The organism is uncultured Shewanella sp. (genome assembly GCF_947501225.1).
Lineage (GTDB): Bacteria > Pseudomonadota > Gammaproteobacteria > Enterobacterales > Shewanellaceae > Shewanella.
Window position 1 is genome coordinate 142,304 of the sequence record NZ_CANMUW010000003.1, and the last position, 21,322, is coordinate 163,625.

A 21,322-nucleotide genomic window follows, 5' to 3' on the forward strand; every position below is an offset into this window, starting at 1 on the left:
ATTTTGTATCTGCAACACTTCGGACTGGCGGAAACCCCGTTTTCGCTCACTCCTAACACAGAGTTTTTCTTTGGCTTAGCGCCTCATGTAGAGGCGCTACAGGTTCTTCAAACAGCACTGCAGACAGGCGAGGGGTTCATTAAAGTCACCGGCGAAGTCGGTACGGGCAAGACGCTCATCTGCAGAAAGCTTATCAATGAGCTCCCTAAGCGATTTCATTGTGCCTATCTGCCTAACCCCTATCTCTCTCCCGCCGAGCTCAGATGGGCGGTCGCCCTCGAGTTAGGGCTGAAGTACTCTGCCGATATCGATCAGATGCAGTTGACCGGGCTGATACAGCAGCAGCTGCTGGCGCTTTGTGCTCACGGCCACTCCATCGTCCTGGTCCTCGATGAGGCGCAGGCTCTGCCGGATGAGAGTCTGGAGGCCTTGCGTCTGTTTACTAACCTGGAGACCGAGAGTCGTAAGTTATTGCAGGTGGTACTGTTTGCGCAGCCTGAGCTAGATCAACGTTTGACTCAGCATAACTTTCGCCAGTTACGGCAAAGAATTACCTTCAGTTACTCGCTCAGGCCTTTGACTGTAGATGAAGCCGGCGCCTATGTGCAGCACCGACTGTCGGTCGCGGGGAGGGAAGGCAAGCCACTGTTTAGTCTCTCTGACACTCGCCTGCTGGCAAAGGCTTCTAAAGGAATCCCCAGATTGATCAATATTTTGGCTCATAAAGCACTGTTGCTGAGCTTCGGAGAGGGTGCCGATCGCGTCGAGTACCGACACGTGAAGGCGGCAATTATAGATACAGATGATACCAGGCTGGTCTTTCGTACCCGGTGGTTTTGGTTTATGGGATTTGGCGTGATATCTGTGATTGCTGGCGCGGCCATTCACCTTATGATTGGAGGCCTGGCATGAGTGTAATAAATACTATGCTGAAAGATCTGGATAAGCGTGCGCAGCCCCATGAGTTGGAGAATTTACATGTAGCACCTGTACAGTATCAAACAGCTCCTCCCTCCAGATTGCCTTGGTATTTACTGGCGGTCGTGACTCTGGCTCTGGTGGCCGTAGCCGTTTTCGGCTGGGAGCGGTTAACCACCAAGAACATAGATAAGGTAGAGAGTAGTCCTGTCGGAGCCTTAGAAACAGAGAGTATCGCTGCCGATAACGTCGCTGAGCAACCTTCTCTCCCGGTTGCGGTATCGGCAGGTGTTAATGATGGTAAGCCTGTGTCATCACAGGGCAAGGTTGAACATATTGCCTCAGATAATGGGCCCTTGGTTACAAAAAACGATAAACAGGCGCAGGCGGTTAAGGCTGCGGCTCCTGTCGAACCGGTTAAAACTGAGCCAGAGCTGAAAGCAACGCCTGAACTCACAACTGATGATGAGGCGCTTTCGGCCTCTGTTACCCCTGAGGGGGCAGTAGGGAGCGGTGGAAAAGCAGGTAACCCGGCACCGGCATCATCACAAGGCGTTAAGGCTAAAACAGTGGAGTCTGGCTCCGGCAACAGTGGCTCTATGGCCGTGACCGAGGTGAAGCTATCCGATGAGCAGTTGGCGCAGAAGAGATTCATTGTCGCGAGCGAGGCCGAGAGGAAAGGTCTGCTGGAGGACGCCATCGTCTATTACAGTGAGGCTCTGGTATTTAACCCGAAACTGCATCAGGCGAGGAAGCAACTTGCGGCACTCTACTATGGTAAAGGCAGGCTGGATCTTGCCATCGAGCTATTGAGGCAAGGCGTTGCACTATTCCCCGGCGAGTATGACTATCTGTTGTTGACTGCCCGGGTACAACAGGCATCGGGTGAAAAGCAGCAGGCGTTGACGACGCTTAGCCGGATCCCCGACAGCAGCTCACTGGTTAAACAGAAGTGGCTCGAACTCAGCACTCTGGCGCAGGAGTTAAAAGATTTTGTCTTAGCCGAGCGGGGTTACCGCCAGCTACTCTCTATGGAGACAAATCAGGCAAGATGGTGGATGGGTTTAGCTTATTCGCTGGATGCACAGGGTAAGTATGGTGCCGCTAAGGAAGCCTATAATCAGGCTATAGTGTACAAATCGGTGCCTCAAAAGGGATTGTCGGCTCAGGCAGCAGACTATATTGAAAACAGATTGGCGCAGTTAGGAGAGATCGAGTGAAACCAAAGTTAAAGATGCGTCTGGGTGATCTCCTCGTTCAGGAGCAGATCATCAGCGAGCCTCAATTAATGGAGGCTTTGAGCGAACAGAAAACTACCGGTAAGAAGCTTGGGCGTACACTGATCGATCTCAACAGTATCTCCGAAGAGCAGCTGCTCAGGTTCCTGTCTCAACAGCTGCATATTCCGTTTATCGATATCAGTAGGAGGCCTATTCCTCCTGAGGTCGTAAACCTGCTACCCGAAGTTCAGGCACGCCGTTTTCGTGCGCTGGTGGTGGAGGACAATGGCGACAGCGTATTGGTGGCCATGAGCGACCCGGCCGATCTTCAGGCGATGGATAATCTCGAGGTGCTGTTGACGCCTAAAAGGCTGGAGATAGCGGTTGTTACCGAGAGTCAGCTGCTGGATGCTTTCGATAACATCTACCGCAGAACAGATGAAATTGCTCAGATTGCGGGAAAACTTGAGGAGGAGTACGCCGCCGATGATCAGTTCGATCTCGCGAGTTTGACCGACAGTGACAGTGACAATGAGACCACAGTTGTAAAGTTACTGCAGTCGATATTCGAGGATGCGGTACAGATGCGTGCATCGGATATCCATATCGAACCCGGCGATAAAGTGCTGCGTATCAGACAGCGTATCGATGGCCAGCTACATGAAAACATACTACCGGAGGCGAGTATTGCAGCCGCCCTGGTGTTGAGACTGAAGTTGATGGCGGGTCTGGATATCTCTGAGAAACGTATGCCTCAGGATGGTCGATTTCATATGGAAGTGAAAGGCCATCAGATAGACGTGCGTATGTCGACCATGCCGATCTACCATGGTGAGTCCGTGGTGATGCGTCTGCTGGATCAATCGGCAGGCCTGTTGACGTTGAATGAAACCGGGATGCCGCCTGAGATCCTGGAGAGGGTGCGTAAACAGATCAAGCGTCCCCATGGCATGCTACTGGTAACCGGACCGACGGGTAGTGGTAAAACCACGACCCTCTATGGTGTCTTGAGTGAGCTCAATACCGCAGATCGTAAAATTATCACGGTCGAAGATCCGGTGGAGTACCAACTGCCGCGTATTAATCAGGTGCAGGTTAACCATAAGATAGGTTTAGACTTCTCCAATGTTCTCAGAACGACCCTGCGTCAGGACCCCGATATCATCATGGTCGGTGAGATGCGTGATCAGGAGACCGTAGAGATTGGACTTCGAGGTGCCTTGACCGGTCACTTCGTACTGTCGACCCTGCATACCAACGATGCGGTAACCAGCGCGCTGCGTCTGCTGGATATGGGAGCGGCGAGTTATCTGGTTGCCAGTGCCTTGAGGGTCATCATTGCCCAGCGTCTGGTGAGGCGGGTATGTCAAAACTGCGCCAGGGAGTATGAGCTGACCGCGCAGGATAGAGTATGGCTCAACAGCACCAGTCAACAGGATTTCTCCGGGGCCAGGTTCAGAATCGGCTCCGGTTGTCAAAGTTGTAACGGCAGCGGCTACAGGGGGCGTATCGGTGTGTTTGAGATCCTCGAACTCGATGAGGCGATGATCGATGCCATGCGCACGGGAAATCCACAGGACTTTGCCCGCGCCGCGTACCTGAGCCCTAACTTCACCCCACTGGCCGTGTCAGCCTTTAAGTATTTAGCCGATGGCATGACGACCATAGAGGAGGTGGCCAAGTTGATCGAGGATGTCAACGAGACCGAGTCTCCGCTATCGGCAGGTCAGCCTCAGGGAACCGAGTTGTAATACCAAGCTGTTTCAGCGCCGTTAAAGGCAAGCTGGATTTATGATTATTTAAGCTGTGAATGAGTGTAACAGAGACAAATTGAAGATGGGAAAAGCTAATGGCGACCTATAAATATCGTGGAAGGGATGCACAGGGGCAGCAGGTGACCGGCATGGTCGATGCTACCTCTGAGAGTGCGGCTGCCGATCAGCTGATGTCCCGCGCGGTGATCCCATTAGAGCTCAATGAGGCCAAGGAGAAGCGAGAGTTTTCTCTGGCCTCGCTGTTCAAGGGAAAAGTTTCACTCGATGAGTTGCAGATCTTCTCCAGGCAGATGTACTCACTCACCCGTTCGGGAATCCCCATCCTCAGGGCTATTGCCGGACTCTCGGAAACCACCCACTCACAGCGAATGCGCGATGCGTTGAATGATATCTCCGAGCAGCTCACCGCGGGCAGACCACTCTCATCGGCGATGAATCATCATCCCGATGTATTCGATGCCTTATTTGTCTCTATGGTTCACGTAGGTGAGAACACAGGTAAACTGGAAGATGCCTTTATTCAGCTTTCAATGTACATAGAACGTGAGCAGGAGACCCGCCGACGGATCAAGGCGGCGATGCGTTACCCCATCTTCGTACTGATTGCCATCGCTCTGGCCATGGTGATCCTCAACATAATGGTGATCCCTAAGTTTGCCGAGATGTTCTCCCGCTTCGGAGCCGATCTGCCCTGGGCGACCAAGGTGCTGATTGGTACCTCCAACTTTTTTGTTAACTATTGGCCCGGCATGCTGGTTGGCTTAGCCGCTACATTTATCGGTATCAGATATTGGCACAGCACCGAGAAAGGCGAGAAGCAGTGGGACAGCTGGAAGCTGCATATACCCGCAGTTGGCAGCATCATCGAGCGCTCGACCCTGTCACGTTATTGCCGAAGCTTCTCCATGATGCTGAGCGCAGGCGTGCCGATGACACAGGCACTCAGTCTGGTTGCCGATGCGGTCGATAACGCCTATATGCACGACAGAATCGTTAAGATGCGCCGCGGCATCGAGTCCGGTGACTCCATGCTCAGGGTATCGAATCAGAGCCAGCTGTTTACCCCATTGGTGCTGCAGATGGTTGCCGTGGGCGAAGAGACAGGGCAGATAGATCAGTTGCTCAACGACGCCGCCGATTTCTATGAAGGGGAGGTCGATTATGACCTGAAAAACCTCACCGCCAAGCTGGAACCTATCCTGATCGGATTTGTGGCAGGGATCGTGCTTATATTAGCACTGGGCATATATCTACCCATGTGGGATATGCTCAACGTCGTCAAAGGCGGGAGCTAGCTATGCAGAGTCAACAGCAGGCGGATGGCGAGCTGCTGCAGATGTTTGGCAAGGTGATTGCTATTGTTCTGCTACTCACATTGCTTGGCATATTGGGAGTTCGCTATTTTTCCTCTGTCGACAAGCTAGGTGCCCAGGGGCTAAGGGTCGATCACAACAAGATGCTTAATGTTCTGGCCATGGTCAAGGCGCAGTGGTTAGCAAAGGGGCGCCCCGCTGAGATGAGACTGGAGTGGGATGATTTAGCCTTTGATAGGCAAGAGTCTGTCGAACCGGCGGGTCAAACCCTGGTTAAGATGAGCTCCGGTGGTTGGCCTATTCCTGATACCGACGATCTGGCGGGTTGTAAGCAACTTTGGCGGCAGTTGTTGGGACGAGAGCCTGGTACGCAACAGGTTGTAACGGAACTAGGGTCTGGGGGAGATGTTTGTAGTTTTATTGCTAATAATTCAGATCGATTAAGTTATCAGCTATCCACGGGGCGCGTTATTTTTTTGACGAATGAGTAAATATAACAAATTCATGGGTTTCTAAAATTTGGCGAACTGTTAGAATTGTAAAATTAGATTTGGGGTGACATATGCGGGTGAATAATCAGATGCAGAATAGAATAAATCGTAAACAGCAAGGTTTCTCATTAATTGAGCTTGTGATCGTTATTGTGATCCTGGGCCTGTTAGCCGCGACTGCCATTCCGCGCTTTCTCAATGTCACTGATGATGCCGAAGATGCCAGCCTAGAAGGTGTTACCGGTGGTCTGGCCACGGCCGTAGGCTTCGTAAGAGCCCAGTGGGAAGTGGATGGACGTAGCAATAGCACAGTGATTTTGGACGGAACCAGTGTCTCCTTAGACACTCGTTTTGGTTACCCAACGGGTACTGGTCCGAATGGTACCGATGTCACAGCGATGAATGACAACCGTTGTCAGCAGGTATTTAACGCTGTGTTGCAGAGTGCTCCGCGAAATGTTCAATATACAGATGATGCCCGTAACCAACGTTATACCGTGAGAATGCTTGCTGGTGTAGGTGGAACGGCAACTGATTTAAATGGCCAGACTGTGACTGGTATCGATCTGTGCGTCTACCATCAGGTTGCTTCGTTGGCATTAGATCCTAATACAGGTATTCCTACTCCAACTCCTGATTTAAATGTGGGTAAGGGAATCACATACAACCCAGGTACAGGTACAGTTGTTAGTTTTACCAACTAATTGATTCCATGCTGCAAAGCAGCTGAAATGCTTTTTGAATTAAATCGTTATTTGAATTGAACAGTAGCAAGCATCGCTACTGAACTTGAAAACAGAAAGGTCAAGACTGTGAAAAAACAAAATGGTTTTACGCTAATCGAATTAGTGGTCGTTATTATCATCTTAGGTATCTTAGCCGTCACGGCAGCACCTAAATTTATCAACCTGCAGAGCGATGCTAGAGTTTCGACTTTGGAAGGCATGAAGGCTTCTCTTCAAGGTGCAAACTCACTGGTTTACTCAAAAGCGGCCATAGCCGGAGATGAGAAAAAAGCTAAAGGCGATTGGACTGGTGATAATGGAGTTGATATTGGAACTGGAACCAAGGCAAAAACTAATTATGGTTACCTACAGGGGTTACAGGCTGAATTAGAGAACGCGGTAGATGTGAAGTTTAACGTTGGTACTTCTGCCACTGACCCAACAATAAAGACAGACAACAATGCTGATTGGGTTATTTTTGTTGATTCTGGCGTTGCTACAATTTGGCAAACAGGTGCACCAGCGGCGTGTAAGTTAACTTACACAGAGTCAGCTAGTGAAGGTAAAACGCCTACGTTTTCAACTATGCCAACAGCTTCAAGCTGTTAATATTGTTATAATAATTTTATTTTAAATAGTTCTGGATATATGTAAATGAATAAGCAAAGCGGTTTTACCCTAATCGAATTAGTGGTCGTTATCATCATACTGGGTATTCTGGCAGTAACTGCCGCGCCTAAGTTTATCAACCTTCAAAGTGATGCCCGTGTATCTACACTTCAGGGAATGAAAGCGGCTATCCAAGGGGCTAACTCACTCTATTATTCGAAAGCAGCAATAGCCTCTGACGAGAAGAAAGACTCTGCAACAGTTGAAGGTGTGGGTGTTTCTTATGGTTATCTTCAGGCTACTAAAGCAAATATGCTTTTAGCGCTTGAGATCACTGAAAGTGAGTGGACAATTGTTGATACCACAACTCGAGTCGCTGGTACAGGTACTCCACCATCAACAACTACACCTGGTGTGATAACGATTTCACAGACCGATGCGCCCTCTACCTGTAAATTTACTTATACTGAAGCAAAGTCTGCTACAGACACTCCAAGTTTCTCAGAAATGCCTGACGCGGATAAGTGCTAAGTCTTACGACATCTAATTTAAAGGCCTGCCTAGCAGGCCTTTTTTGTATCTAAACATCTAAATTTTTTATTTATTTGCCATACTTATTAAGTTGTTGGACACTAGGGCTTAGTTCTGTTTCATATCATTTATGATTAGTTGAGCGTTCCCCGGTAATTGGGTGGTCGTCATCCCGGAATCGAGGAACGAGATATCCGGGATCCAGCTGCTCAAAAGAGCGGTGGATTCCGTACAAGTTCGTCCCTCACTTTACGGAATGACGAACTTATAGAAGCCTGAGTGACTTAAAACTTAAAACTTAAAACTTAAAACTTAAAACTTAAAACTTAAAACTTAAAACTTAAAACTTAAAACTAAGAGTTTCCCGGACACTGAATGCGAAGAGCCTTGCCACAACGCGGTTTTACCTTGGTAGAGCTGGTCACCACCATCATGTTGATTGCCATTCTCTCTGTGGTGGTCTTGCCGCGCCTGATGACCAGCTCCAGCTATAGTGCCTTTACCCTCCGGGACGAGTTTATATCTGAGCTGCGCAAGGCACAGCTGCTGGCGATGAATAATCAAGACTACTGCTATCGTATCTCCGTAGACACAACAGGTTATCAACTGCAGGGATATGATAATACGACCTGCACAGGGAGTGCTAAGCTGAGCGAAACCAAGCAGAAGTTTGAAGGGGGAGCCGCTCTTGAGTTAATCAGCGGCAGCAAGAAAAGTTTCAATGTTCGTTTCGACAGGCAAGGAGTGGTTACCACAAACGGCACCAGCACTGTCTGCAGCGGAAATTGCATCAAGGTGATCGCCGACGAGACCTTGACCATCAATATCGAGAGTCAGGGGTATATTCATGGCCGTTAACTCTAATAGGGCTCATAACCTGGGGCTCGTTGCAAAGGGCGGTGCGAAAGGCTTCACCCTGGTAGAGCTGGTGGTTGGCATGGTGGTGCTGAGTATCGCTCTGGTCATGTTGACCAGCATGCTGTTCCCTCAGGCCGATAGCGCCGCCGAGACCCTGCATCGGGTACGCTCCGCCGAGCTGGCTCACTCGGTGATGAATGAGATCTGGGGCAAGCGTTACGATCAAAACACCAACCCCAACGGTGGGGTTCCGGCCTGTGGCGCTGCAGCAAGACCCGATCTGGGGTTACCTGCTGGAGCAGCTTGTACCGCCCCGGGAAATCTTGGCCCCGATGGAGAGGCCAGAAACAATTATAACGATGTCGATGACTATGACGGGCTTAATCAGAATAGCCTGATGTTGAATGGTGGAGCCGGTGATACCTACGCCAGTCGCTACCCCAATTATCTGTTGGCGGTTACCGTGACCTATCCAGATACCTCAGATCTGAACCGTAAGCTGATAACGGTTACCGTGACGACCCCAAGTGGTGAGCGGATCGTCTACAATGCGGTAAGGAGTAACTACTGATGTCGGCGCCGAGACAGCCACGCAAGAGCGGAGGCTTTACCCTGGTAGAGATGGTGATGGTGATCATCATCTTAGGGGTGTTAGTGCTGGGGGTCAGCAGCTTCGTTATCATGGGTACCCGCATCTTTGTCGAGTCGACTTCGGTGGATCAGGTGCTCGGCCAGAGCCGCTTCGCCATCGAGCGTATGACTCGCGAAATACGAAATGCGGTGCCAAATAGCCTGCGAGTGAGCAATACAGCAACAGCTCAATGCATCGAATTTGTGCCGATCCAGAGTAGTGCCTCCTATATCACACTACCTATCGCCCCGGAGGTGGCTAGTAAGACCGGCATCATAAATACACCGGCACTGGGGATCAACACTGCCCATCGTATGCTGGTCTACCCTCTGACACCTGCCCACATCTTCTCGGCGTCACCCACAGCAACCGAAGGTAGGCTTTTAAGCATTAAGGAGTATGACGCGGCAACAAACACCGTGACGTTTGGTTCAACGACTCAGGAGTTGGCTATGCGCTTCAGCGAAGCATCTCCGAAGAATCGTTTCTTTATGATAAACGACGCCGTGAGCTACTGCTTCTTTACTAATGGGGATGTCAGACGTTATCAAGGCTATAGTATGTTTAATGCGACGCAGCCCACTCCTGGGGATATGGGCAATGGGGTGTTGATGGCTGAAGGTGTGGTTACCGGCACAGGCACTTGGCCGATCAACTATACTCCGGGCAGCTTGACTAATAACGCCGTGGTACAGTTAACGCCGAAATTTATGGTCAATGGTCAGGAGTTTCAATATCAGCACCAGGTGCAGGTGGTCAATGTCCCCTAGCTATTATAGAAGTAATCATAGAGCGAATAGAAAGACTCATAACGCTAACAGGCCATTTAGCGGCTTCGCTTGCAGTCAGACCAGGCAGCGTGGCAGCGCGCTGGTGATAGGTATCTTTGTCATCACTGTGATGTTCCTGATGTCGGCGGCGCTTATCAATGTACTGGAAGATGCCGATGAGCAGGTGAGTCTCGAGGTGTGGGGTACCCGTGCCCTGTTTGCCGCCAACTCAGGCGCCGATAGCGCCCTGGCTCAGCTGTTCCCGTTAACGGCCACCGATGCTAACGCTGCTTCTTGTACCAACGTGTCGGTAAGCTGGGCTCCGCCGAGCGTGCCGGGCTTTCATGGCTGCAGCGTTGCCTTGACCTGTGTGACCAGTACCGTGAGTGGTGTAAATAGTTACCGGATCACCAGTACGGCGACCTGCGAGACGGGAGATTGCGAAGGCGATGACAGCAGCTGCCTGCGTGTCAACCGCCGGGTGGAGGTGGAAGCCCGTGATTAGATGCTTTTTTACCAAGATACCTATATCAATGACTCTAGCTGTCATTGTTGCCCTGCTTGTCTTCATTTTTGTCTCACCAGTTAAGGCAACTGATTGGAGTCCGGTATTTATCGAGGGAGTTAACTCCCATCATGCTGAGGGGGAGATCGATTTCAGCAAGGGAGCCCATTTAGAGCATGCTCCTGCCGACGGGGTACTCCCCGCCCATGAGGTGGATGATGAGGACAAAAATGCCTGTTGGACATCAGGCGGTCGAAATGAGTGTACTGCCTCAGGAGTGCCATCCTCATTTCCCGATGACCGTCTCGACTTTAAACTCTGTGAGTCGAGCAGTAATGTGAGTGTCGGGCCCCCACCGATCAATAATGTACCACTCGATGTCCCGGCCGGAGAATATGCAGATATTTATTTAAGCGGGAAGAAGCGCATTCTCAGGTTCACCACTTCCGGTGGTATCTATAAGATTAAAAACTTAACCGCAACCAGCGGCACATTAGAGTTTGCACCAGGTCAGTATTGGATCGAAAGCTTAGTGATTAACAAGAATGTTAATGTGCTCTATCCCTCGAGCGGTAGTGTCAGTTGGTTTATTAAGAATGATTACAGCCACAAGAACAGCAGCTTAGCTTATAGTGCAGAACAACTTTTAATTCATAATTACGGCAACTTTCAACTTGAAGGCAATAACTATCTCAGAGCCTATGTGTTCGCAGAGAAAGATATCACCATAACCGGTAACTCATCGGTAGAGGGGGCAATTGCCGGAGGTGAAGATGTCGAACTTGACTCGAATAGCCGGGTAATTTTCAAAAATACCTCTCACAAAATTAATGTCACGCCAGACTGTGGAGTCGCGCCTCCTGCAACCAATCACTATCGTATCGAGTTTTCATCCGATGCCCTAAGCTGTACGGCTAAGACTGTTACCATCAAGTCATGCGCCAACGATGATTGTTCCAGCCTCTCAGCTATAGCATCCAGCGTCGAACTTATCAAAGATGGTGTGAAATATAGCGATCTCACCTTTACCGGTGAAACCGACAGTGAGATTTGGCATGGTGAAGGTGGGCTGACGACGATAGGGCTAGGCGGTACATCGCCTTCGGGACCATATCGCTGTTATATAGATGGCAACTTAGTCGACAACAGCGCCTGCTCACTGAGTTTTGCTGAGGCGGGTTTTATCGTCAGCATAGATAACTACCTCTCTAACAAGCCCCAGGAAAATATTGAGATCTCCGCGGTCAGAAAAAGTGATAACTCGCTTCAATGCGTTCCGGCATTTGCAGATACCACTAAGGTGGTTAACTTCTGGAGTGAATATATAAGCCCGGCGCCCGCTGCGATAGTCACAGCAAGTCCGGCATCGGTTAACGGCTCCAATATAGGCACAAGTGTCTTAAATTCCACGCCAATCTCGTTAACTTTCAACGGTGAGGGGAAAGCCGAGTTCGAGTTGAACTACCCTGATGCGGGTAAGATTGCCATTCATGCCAGATATACGGCCCCAACCGGTGAAGAGGATGAGGGCCTGATTATGGAGGGCTCAGACAGTACTGTGCGTTATCCAGTCGGGCTATGTATTAAACCGGAAACGGTATGCTCTGCAGGTGACGATACCTGTCCCAAGTTTAAGGTGGCCGGTGAAAGCTTCAACGTCTCAATACAGGCCATGGCATGGCAGCTGGACAGCGACACAGATTATTGCGATAACACGCCAACGCCAAACTATGTTCAGAGCGGTATCGCCCTTGGACATACTCTTAAACAACCTGTGAACGGCGCCTTAGGCGAGCTTGGCCTAAGCTCATACGACCATGTCGCTAAGGCAGATAGTCTGAACGGGTTTGAGCAGTCCATCGGTGAGGTGGGGGTATTTAGTTTAACCGCCACCCCGCCAAATGGTTATCTTGGGGAGAGCATCACTATCCCCACGGCGGAAAGTGAGCCTGTGGGTCGCTTCTATCCCAATGATTTTGAACTCTATGAAGAGAGCATGCTCGCGGCATGCGGCACCGGAGTGACAGCATTTACCTATATGGATGAGCCAACTCCATTAATGATGAAAATCAGGGCGAGGAATCTTGATGGGGTCACGACACGAAACTACTTCAAAGATGAGACCGTGGATTTCGCATCCGGCGCAGCACTGTTAGTCGCCGAAAACAGCAGTGAAGGCGTCGATCATCAAGCCCGCCTTACCGGATTGGCGGAGTTGAAATGGGAAAAAGACGATCAAGGCGTTCAGACCGTAGAGAGCGATATTCAATTCACCCGCTTGCTTGATAGTAACCTCGATGGCCCCTATGTCTCGATGGCGGTCGGTCTGCAGATGAGTGATAAAGATGGTGTGCTGATAGCCTCACCGGATATGAATGCGGGGACAACGGATGACTGCGCTATCTCAGATAGCTGTAACGCTAAACAGATATCTACCCAGCATTATCGGCACGGTCGTATCGTGTTGGAGAACGCCTATGGCCCCGAAACGGATACCATAAGAATGCCTGTGACGGCTCAGTATTGGGATGGCACCCGGTGGGTGGTCAATACCCTAGACAGCTGTACCGATATCGCTTCTGCGGCGCTTCCGGCAACGGATGTGACATATAACCCGGCACTGGTACCTCCTCAGTCGGTGACCCGGGTGGCAGGGACAAACACAGTGCCGGACAGCGACTTCTCAATGGGAAGGTTTGAGCTGCTGTGGCAATCTCTTGTCGCAACGCCCAATCGCTACCGTGGTCAGGTCACCGCGCCGCTTGTCGTGCCGGTTTGGTTACAGTGGTATTGGAATTATGATGGCGATCAACCTAACGAGCTGTATGACCCAAGGGCCAGCGCCTTCTTCGGCACTTACAGAGGCCATGATCGTGTCATCCAATGGCGAGAGGTTAATTAATTCCTCTATCTCTATGAGTTAGTTAGTATTAACAATCTCAACCCCGTTCAAATTCGGAGCGGCGACCACCGCAAAAAGTTAGCTTACTCAGCCAAATAACCCCTGTTTTTGTGATCCAGCTAACAAATTGAGTCTATGCTCGAACTTTAGTCTTACATTTGTGAACCTTAGGTAACGCGAGGTGATAATATTCGCCGAAATCTTATTCTCTCGGGGTTGTCACTGGTGTTCTGCTATCTGTCAGCAATTTATTCTGATTGCTTTACGCTATTCAGTCTGAGCTATTGTGCTGAACTCCTTAGCTACCTTCAGTTCCCCGGGCCATGAGGCTCTCTGTCGCCAAGCTTTCTGTTCTCTGGCTTACTTTTACCGTGAGCTTATAACCTTTCCACCCTTGTATCTAAGTCTGTAATGCCAAATTTTTATCTTAAAGAACCAAGTCTTATCAGCTGTTCTAAACGGATCTGTATCGCAATTTTTCTGTGTTTTTTTTGGTGTTCCGGCGTAGCGTATGCGGTGCCCCAATGTAAGGATATTTTTACCGATCCGCCTACCGGAGATCACTATCCATATGGGTTAACTCCCCCTGATGATATTGGTCCTGATTTAGGAAATTTAATTTGTAAAAAAAGAAGGGGACGACCTACATGCTTGCCTGAGTTTTATAATTTTTATTCTGGTGACTACAACTTCAGTTACGGTGAGTTTAAAGGTGGCAGCTATGTCAGCACTCATGGCACGACGACTCGCCTTTACTTCGATAATTTAACAATGAGCAATGCTTATTTAAATTGGGGTGGAAAAACTGAAGATCTGATCATCTATGTCAGGGGAAATTTATCGGTAGCAGGTCAGAACTACATCAATGGCATCGTTTACGTCGCCGGTTCGGTGAGTTTAACAGGCAATGCCAGAATAGATGGGGCTCTGGCCTCTGGCGGTAGTCTCAGCATTAATGGTAACGGCTACGTAGACTTCGATGAAGCTGCGGTAGACAATGCCGACTTTGGTGGCATGTGCAGTAACAAGCCTCTCCCGGTCGTTCCCGCCCAGTGCCCTGCAGAGCAGGCTAATGTTCCGGGGATAACCTATCGAACCTATGATGCGACCAGCTGGAAGCCGGGGGTAGAGACGAGCCCAGCTAATCACGAAGAGTTTAATAGTCTCATTGCTACGGTTAAAAACACCCAAGAGCAGCTGGGTGAGTCGATAGTTGCAAGAGTGGAAGGTGATGGAGCCAGTATTAACCCTCACTCCACTCAAGGGGACTATTATACCGGTATCTTCGAGGGCTATATCGATGTCCCTGAGAGCGGGAGGTATACTTTTGGCATAGATGGTGATGATGCCATCGAACTGCTTATAGATGATCAGGTCGTCGCAGGCTTCTATGGCCGACATCCTCAGTGTGGCTGGCCATGTGAGAGCGGAAAAATCTCACTGGAGCGGGGCACCCATAAGATTGAGGTGCGCTTTCATGAAGCAACCGGGGGAGAGGGTTATCACCTCTATTGGCAGAAACCATCATCATCGAGCCTGTCTAAGGTGCCAGAGAGCGCTTTCCTCACCTGTCCCTTCCCTCAGTTCGAATATGGGCGGGTGGCGTTGAGCGATACCGGCAGTACATCGATCATCTTCGATAACAGTTATGCCAGTCCACCGGTGATCATGGTGATGCCAACCATAGATGGCAGCGATGCGAACAGTGATGGTCCATCCACACTCAGGGTCTCATCGGTTTCGGGTAGCGGGGCGAGTATTGTGTTCGATAAACCGCAGGGCAATAAGACAGCTCCTAAGGCGATGCCTGAGTTCGATTACTTGGTGATGGAGCCGGGCTACCTTTTTCTTGAGAGGGGAAAGGCGCTGCAGGCGGGCAAGGTGTCGACCAGAAAGTATCAGGGAAAACGCTTCCCTGCCTCGGGAAGGGGCTATGAGGGGGTGACATTTGAACACAGTTTCGGTGCTAAACCTGCCATGCTGGGACAGATGCTGTCGAAAGTAAACAACCCCTTTATCACAACCGTGATAGATGATGTCGACGAGAGTGGTAGTGGGTTCAATATCGCAATCGAGGGCTCAGAGCAAAAAGGCTCAATTTACAGCGATGAAACCCTTGGCTATGTAGCAGGCCTGGGCTCCGGGGTGATGACCATAGATGGAGAGCAGAAAAAGTATGAATTTGGCTATGCTAAAAACAGCAATATCACCGGTAACCCGTCACAGCAGTGTAAATACACCAATGGACTGCAAAACAGCTATCCGAGTCTGCCCTATACCATAGCGAATAAGAACAGCCGTGAAGGTGGCGATGGTGGCTGGTTGAGACGCTGTCGATTCGACAAGTTTAATAACACCCTGAGCTTCGCCGTCGATGAGGATCAGCAATTCGATGATGAGCGTACTCATATGGCTGAAGATGTAGGGTATTTTGCCTTCGAAGCGCCACCTGAGCCTGCGACAACCAATCACTATCGTATAGAGTTTACCTCAGGTGCACATAGCTGTGTGGCGAAAGATGTTCTTATTCGTGCTTGTGCCGATAAAAATTGCACTACGGAAACTTCAGTTTTATCGAGTGTTGATTTGACTAAAGACGGTAGTAAATACAAAACGGTTAGCTTCACAGGACATACGGTCCCTCCTGCCAAGTTATGGCATGTGGACGGCGGAACCGTTGCCATCGGTCTGGGAGCGACTGCTCCTGAGGGAGCCGTTCGCTGCTTTATCGACGGTAAAGAGAAAACAGATCTCAGTGAGTGCAAGCTTACCTTCGCAGATACTGGTCTCTATTTCGATGTGCCCGATACTCAGTCCTGTAAAACCACCGCCGAGTTTGAGATCTATGCGGGCAGTAAAGATGCGGTGACTCAGGAGTGTAAACCACTTTTCGCAGGAGAGTCCCGCTCGATAGATTTCAGCATGGCCTACGATACTCCCAATAACGATGATGTGAATAACAGGGAATCACTTACCCTGAAGAGCCTGAACGCTAAACCAAGCTCAGTTGTGATCGAGGGGGGTGAGAGTAAGGTTCTCAGTGTGACATTCGATGCCGATGGTAAGGGCAGGTTATCGGCAACTTATCGAGAGGCCGGCAAGATAAAGCTGGAAGCTAATTTAACCTATAACTTTACCCCACCGGGTGCAGAAACCCAGGAGCTGGTGTTAACTCACTCCGATACATTTGTCGCCACGCCGGCGGGTTTTCATTTCTCTAATCCAGAGAAGAGTCAACGCTGCAACAGCGGTGACCCCCATGACAATAAGTGTCAGGTATTAGCCGCAGCGGGGGACAGCTTTAGCATGCAGGTTAAGGCGGTATGTTGGGATTCTGACGGCGACAAGGATTTCAGTAATAACAAGGCGTTGCAAAACTTTACTTATTCAGAACTACCGATTCACTCTGTGATAGAGCAACCCGCCGGGGGGGCGGCGGGTAAACTGGGCGTCGATAAGGTTAACTTCTCCCTGGGTAAAAATGACACTGTAAAACTAGAAGAAAATCAGACATGGAGTGAAGTCGGTACCATGAAGGTGGGACTCAGCGGTAACTTGACCTACCAGGGGGTGACTATTGCAGCGGATAACTCCAGCAGCGAAATCTTTGGCCGCTTTACCCCCGCTTATTTAGGTATTACGGGTAATAAGCCGACCATCAGCCATAGCTGTGGCAGTTTTACCTATATGGATCAGCCCTTCGGTTTCGTTGGTGGAGCTCAGCCATGGATTCAGGTAAAGGGCTATGCAAAGGATGGCGTGGACAGTGAGGGCAAGCCAGCTATACACGAAACCGTGAACTACCAGAAAGATGTATGGTGGCGGTATATGCATAAGAAGCTAGACGATCGTAACCAGTGGAGTCAGCGGGTCTATACATCAACTGCCGGCAGTATTATTGATAGCGGCGGGACTAAGAAGTCTGGTGTGGTTAAGTATTATAGCTCGCCAACTAACAGGGCCGTGTTGGAGGGGGCGCAGGTGCAATATGCCAGAGCGGTGACCCCGGTTGCGCCATTTAACGCCGACTTTAACTTAGTGCTGCACAAAGATGATGTGACCGATGAAGATGGTATCTGCTTTAAGAGCGGATCTTCCGGCGAGTGCTTAAGCTTTACCTTCGAAGATATCAATAGAGATGAAGACAGTCAGCCGTTTCAGTTAAGGTACGGCCGACTACAGTTGGATAACGGTTATAGTCCGCAGTCAGAAACTTTGCGTCTGCCGCTGCGGACCGAATATGTCAGTGCGGTAACTGCCGATGGCCCTAGCTGGGTAACCAACGGTGCTGATAGCTGTTCTGTGTATAATACGGTTACCTCGACGGATAGCACAGAGGCAGTGACAACTGGGATGAATATGGCTTCGCCAGCAGGTTTCCCGCCGATTACGGCCCATAGTGATTCAAAACTCATATTGCAAAGCGGAACTATCTTGCTGGGTGTTAAGCAGATCTACTTCACCGCTCCTGACGCACCCGGTGAAGTTAGACTCAAGCAACATGTCGAGCCTTGGCTCAAATGGTATTGGAACTTCGATGGCGACAAAGCTAACGCTCTCTACGATCCCAGAGCCTCGGCCTTCTTCGGCACCTATCGTGGCCATGACAAGGTGATCTACTGGCATGAAGTTAATTAGTTCCTAGATCCTAGATCCTAGATCTTAGAACTTAGAACCTAGGTTCTGGGATCACATATCTGCTTTTGGGGCGCGATTTCGTCAAACAGAGTGATTAAATCTCCCCTTTGGCATGATAATTAAAAAAAAACCGCTTCATTAGCAAATGTTAACCTCATCGCCCTTGTGTCATCAGGGTGTCATTGATAGAGTTACCTGATTTTCTTTTTCCGACTCCACAGAGACAGGCTGGTTACATGTTCAAGAAGCTGCGTGGCATTTTTTCTAACGATCTTTCGATCGATTTGGGTACGGCAAACACATTAATTTACGTGCGTGAAGAGGGGATCGTACTTAACGAACCTTCGGTTGTCGCAATTCGTGGCGAGCGGGGAAGTGGCGGACAGAAGTCCGTGGCAGCTGTCGGTACAGAAGCTAAGCAGATGTTGGGTCGTACTCCGGGCAATATCCAGGCTATCCGTCCGATGAAAGACGGCGTCATCGCCGACTTCTACGTGACTGAGAAGATGCTGCAGCACTTCATCAAGCAGGTGCATAACAACAGTGTGTTCCGACCAAGCCCAAGAGTATTGGTTTGTGTACCTGTAGGCGCTACTCAGGTAGAGCGTCGTGCAATTCGTGAATCGGCCATGGGCGCCGGTGCTCGCGAAGTTTACCTCATCGAAGAGCCGATGGCGGCCGCGATTGGTGCGGGTCTGCCAGTATCTGAGGCGACAGGCTCTATGGTTGTCGATATCGGTGGCGGTACTACCGAAGTGGCAATTATCTCACTCAACGGCGTGGTGTACTCATCTTCCGTTCGCATCGGTGGTGATAAGTTCGATGATGCGATCATCAACTATGTGCGCCGTAACTACGGCAGCCTGATTGGTGAAGCGACCGCCGAACGTATTAAACACACTATCGGTACCGCTTATCCGGGTGATGAAGTACTCGAGATCGAAGTACGCGGCCGTAACTTAGCCGAAGGTGTTCCTCGCAGCTTCACTCTTAACAGCAACGAGATCCTGGAAGCGCTGCAAGAGCCGTTATCGGGGATCGTCAGCGCCGTTATGGTGGCTCTGGAGCAATCTCCGCCTGAACTGGCGTCAGACATCTCAGAACGCGGTATGGTACTGACCGGTGGTGGTGCATTAATTCGTGATCTGGACCGTCTGTTGATGCAAGAGACGGGCATTCCTGTGATGGTTGCTGATGATCCATTAACCTGTGTTGCTCGTGGCGGCGGTAAGGCGCTGGAGATGATCGACATGCATGGTGGTGACCTCTTCTCCGAAGAAAACTAACTTTAGTATGAACAAGGCGGTGTTTAACCGCCTTGTTTTTTTCTGCTCCTCACTTTCGTTGCAGGTTGTAAATACCTGATATTATTTTATGACCCCTTGGAATGCTGAATAGTATTTCGAACCATTTTATAGTTTTTTATGAAGCCTATTTTTGCACGTGGTATCTCTAACCAATTCAGGCTGACACTGGCAATTATCTTGTCGGTGATCCTTATCGTGGCTAACAACCGACTCGATCCCGTACGTAAATCCGTCTCTTCTGTTCTGAGTCCTCTTCAATATGTGGCTAATGTTCCCGGTGCACTATTAGATTGGTCGGCTGAGAGTCTCGCGACCCGAAATATGCTGGCTAAGCAGAATAAGGAGCTGCTGAGGCAGCAGCTTCTTATGAGCGAGCGGCTACAGCGCTTCGAGCATCTCAGGCAGGAAAATGATCGCTTACGCGCACTGCTGGGATCTCCCGTTCATATGGACTCGAAGAAGGTGGTCGCCGAAGTGATGGAGGTGGCCAGTGATCCCTACCATCAATACGTGGTACTCAATCACGGCGCCATGAGTGGCGTGTATGTCGGTCAGCCGGTAGTCGATGCACAGGGCGTGGTAGGTCAGGTGGTACAGGTCAGCGAGTTAACCAGTAGGGTGCTGCTGATCTCCGATGCAACTCATGGGATTCCGGTGAGAGTCACCCGCAACGATGTGCGTCTGGTTGCCAAAGGGACGGGAGTCCTGGATGAACTCGAACTCAGTTATGTCTCTAAGAGTACCGATATCAGGGTCGGCGATCTCCTGGTCTCCTCCGGGCTTGGAAATCGCTTTCCCGAAGGTTACCCTGTTGCCCGTGTGATGAATGTGGTCAAAGATGACGGACAGAGCTATGCCAATGTGGTGGCTCAGCCGTTAGCCGCGCTCGACAGAATCCGTTATCTGTTGTTGATCTGGCCCGACGGATCGCTTCCCGATGAGCAGGATGAAAGTTTGAGTAAAGATGAGCTTTTGAACATTGAAAATGCCTCAGCATCAACAAAATCAACTTCTGAGGTGAGCCAATGAGTATGCATGTTGCTAACGGCCGCTGGGTAGTATGGCTGAGTTTTCTTGTTGCCATGCTATTTCAGATCATGCCATTGCCGGATCTGTTTGAGCCGTGGCGACCCGATTGGTTGCTGCTGGTCATCATCTATTGGGCCATGGCTCTGCCGCACAGATATAATATTTTGTCAGCATGGCTCTTAGGCGTGCTGCTCGACATCATGTTGGGAGCACATCTGGGGATTCGGGCTTTATCGATCTCTCTGGTGGTTTATGTTGTCGTGCTCCATTTTCAGCGCCTTAGGAACTTCCCTATGTGGCAGCAGGCGCTGATGATCTCCAGTCTGATCTGTTTACATCACCTGGTCGTTTTCTGGGTTCAGTTTGTTGTAGAAACGGCCACATTCGATGTGCGTCTGTTTTTGCCTGCTATCTCAAGCCTCATTATCTGGCCTTGGGTATTTTGGATCTTACGTCGTGTCAGGCGTCAATATAAGGTGAGATAAATATGAGTGTTTCAGCCAAATTGGTACTAGCTTCAGGCTCTCCGCGTCGTAAAGAGATACTGGCGCAACTCGGTTTTTCCGTTCCCGGATTCAGCTTCGATACCCTGTCTGCGGATATCGATGAAACGCACCAGTCTGGGGAATCGCCGCATCTGTTTGTCTCTCGCCTTGCGGTAGAGAAAGCCGAGGCCGGTTTAAGCCTGTGTGATAATCAGACAAGCCCGGTGGTATTAGGTTCTGATACTATAGTGGTATTGGATGAGCAGATATTGGGTAAGCCTGTAGATGAGGCCGATGCTCTGAGAATGTTAACAGAGTTGTCGGGACAGTCTCATAGTGTGATGACGGCGGTGGCCTTAACCGACGGTAAAACAACACTAACCCGTCTGGTTGAGACTAAAGTTAAGTTTTGTGAGATCGACGAACAGGATATCTTGGCCTATATCGCCACCGGCGAACCTATGGATAAGGCCGGAGCATATGGAATCCAGGCTCTGGGAGGCAGCTTTGTCGAACGTATCGAGGGCAGCTACTCGGCCGTTGTAGGCTTGCCGATGGTTGAGACCCGTGAGCTGCTCAAAGAGATGAAAATTTTATAAAGTTTTCCGGGCCCCG

General features: G+C 50.0%; 18 protein-coding genes. All 18 read left to right on the forward strand.

Features of this window, described 5'->3' with window-relative positions:
- Nucleotides 1–3 precede the first annotated feature (3 nt).
- The 18 genes from Q1B47_RS06170 to Q1B47_RS06255 all read left to right on the forward strand — a co-directional run bounded on the left by Q1B47_RS06170 (nucleotide 4) and on the right by Q1B47_RS06255 (nucleotide 21,306).
- Nucleotides 4–912 (forward strand): AAA family ATPase, encoded by a 909-nt coding sequence (locus tag Q1B47_RS06170; RefSeq protein ID WP_299790251.1) that lies wholly within the window; start codon nucleotides 4–6, stop codon nucleotides 910–912.
- Nucleotides 909–2,138 carry an MSHA biogenesis protein MshN gene (locus tag Q1B47_RS06175; RefSeq protein WP_299790253.1) on the forward strand — a complete coding sequence of 410 codons (1,230 nt, stop codon included), beginning with the start codon at nucleotides 909–911 and terminating at the stop codon, nucleotides 2,136–2,138. The genes Q1B47_RS06170 and Q1B47_RS06175 overlap by 4 nt, the downstream gene beginning before the upstream one ends.
- Nucleotides 2,135–3,889, forward strand: a complete 1,755-nt coding sequence (locus Q1B47_RS06180; protein ID WP_299790255.1) for a type II/IV secretion system protein — start codon at nucleotides 2,135–2,137, stop codon at nucleotides 3,887–3,889. The genes Q1B47_RS06175 and Q1B47_RS06180 overlap by 4 nt, the downstream gene beginning before the upstream one ends.
- A gap of 98 nt (nucleotides 3,890–3,987) precedes the next feature.
- Entirely contained in the window at nucleotides 3,988–5,208 is a 1,221-nt protein-coding gene (locus tag Q1B47_RS06185) for a type II secretion system F family protein (RefSeq protein WP_299790257.1), read from the forward strand.
- Nucleotides 5,209–5,210: 2 nt separating this feature from the next.
- The gene (locus Q1B47_RS06190; RefSeq protein WP_299790259.1) at nucleotides 5,211–5,717 is read left to right on the forward strand and encodes a hypothetical protein; all 507 of its coding nucleotides are present in this window, start codon (nucleotides 5,211–5,213) and stop codon (nucleotides 5,715–5,717) included.
- A gap of 101 nt (nucleotides 5,718–5,818) precedes the next feature.
- Nucleotides 5,819–6,421, forward strand: a complete 603-nt coding sequence (locus tag Q1B47_RS06195) for a type II secretion system protein (protein WP_299790978.1) — start codon at nucleotides 5,819–5,821, stop codon at nucleotides 6,419–6,421.
- Nucleotides 6,422–6,529: 108 nt separating this feature from the next.
- Nucleotides 6,530–7,051 carry a type II secretion system protein gene (locus Q1B47_RS06200; RefSeq protein ID WP_299790261.1) on the forward strand — a complete coding sequence of 174 codons (522 nt, stop codon included), beginning with the start codon at nucleotides 6,530–6,532 and terminating at the stop codon, nucleotides 7,049–7,051.
- A gap of 45 nt (nucleotides 7,052–7,096) precedes the next feature.
- Complete coding sequence (locus tag Q1B47_RS06205; protein ID WP_299790263.1) at nucleotides 7,097–7,582, forward strand: type II secretion system protein; 486 nt, start codon at nucleotides 7,097–7,099, stop codon at nucleotides 7,580–7,582.
- Nucleotides 7,583–7,957: 375 nt separating this feature from the next.
- The gene (locus Q1B47_RS06210) at nucleotides 7,958–8,440 is read left to right on the forward strand and encodes a type II secretion system protein (protein WP_299790265.1); all 483 of its coding nucleotides are present in this window, start codon (nucleotides 7,958–7,960) and stop codon (nucleotides 8,438–8,440) included.
- Nucleotides 8,430–9,011 carry a prepilin-type N-terminal cleavage/methylation domain-containing protein gene (locus Q1B47_RS06215; RefSeq protein ID WP_299790267.1) on the forward strand — a complete coding sequence of 194 codons (582 nt, stop codon included), beginning with the start codon at nucleotides 8,430–8,432 and terminating at the stop codon, nucleotides 9,009–9,011. Before Q1B47_RS06210 ends, Q1B47_RS06215 begins: the two co-directional genes overlap by 11 nt.
- A complete protein-coding gene (locus Q1B47_RS06220; RefSeq protein ID WP_299790269.1) occupies nucleotides 9,011–9,841 on the forward strand; it encodes a type II secretion system protein in 831 nt (276 codons plus the stop codon). Before Q1B47_RS06215 ends, Q1B47_RS06220 begins: the two co-directional genes overlap by 1 nt.
- A complete protein-coding gene (locus Q1B47_RS06225; RefSeq protein WP_299790271.1) occupies nucleotides 9,831–10,346 on the forward strand; it encodes an MSHA biogenesis protein MshP in 516 nt (171 codons plus the stop codon). Before Q1B47_RS06220 ends, Q1B47_RS06225 begins: the two co-directional genes overlap by 11 nt.
- 28 nt (nucleotides 10,347–10,374) lie before the next feature.
- A complete protein-coding gene (locus tag Q1B47_RS06230; protein WP_299790273.1) occupies nucleotides 10,375–13,248 on the forward strand; it encodes a DUF6701 domain-containing protein in 2,874 nt (957 codons plus the stop codon).
- A 651-nt stretch (nucleotides 13,249–13,899) separates the two neighbouring features.
- Nucleotides 13,900–17,886: a DUF6701 domain-containing protein gene (locus Q1B47_RS06235; protein ID WP_299790275.1), complete on the forward strand. Its 3,987-nt coding sequence runs from the start codon at nucleotides 13,900–13,902 to the stop codon at nucleotides 17,884–17,886.
- Nucleotides 17,887–18,122: 236 nt separating this feature from the next.
- Nucleotides 18,123–19,172, forward strand: a complete 1,050-nt coding sequence (locus Q1B47_RS06240; protein ID WP_126506432.1) for a rod shape-determining protein — start codon at nucleotides 18,123–18,125, stop codon at nucleotides 19,170–19,172.
- Nucleotides 19,173–19,310: 138 nt separating this feature from the next.
- Entirely contained in the window at nucleotides 19,311–20,222 is a 912-nt protein-coding gene (gene mreC, locus Q1B47_RS06245) for a rod shape-determining protein MreC (protein ID WP_299790281.1), read from the forward strand.
- Nucleotides 20,219–20,707: a rod shape-determining protein MreD gene (gene mreD, locus Q1B47_RS06250; RefSeq protein WP_299790283.1), complete on the forward strand. Its 489-nt coding sequence runs from the start codon at nucleotides 20,219–20,221 to the stop codon at nucleotides 20,705–20,707. The genes mreC and mreD overlap by 4 nt, the downstream gene beginning before the upstream one ends.
- Nucleotides 20,708–20,709: 2 nt before the next feature.
- The gene (locus Q1B47_RS06255; protein WP_299790286.1) at nucleotides 20,710–21,306 is read left to right on the forward strand and encodes a Maf family protein; all 597 of its coding nucleotides are present in this window, start codon (nucleotides 20,710–20,712) and stop codon (nucleotides 21,304–21,306) included.
- The last annotated feature ends 16 nt before the right edge of the window (nucleotides 21,307–21,322 follow it).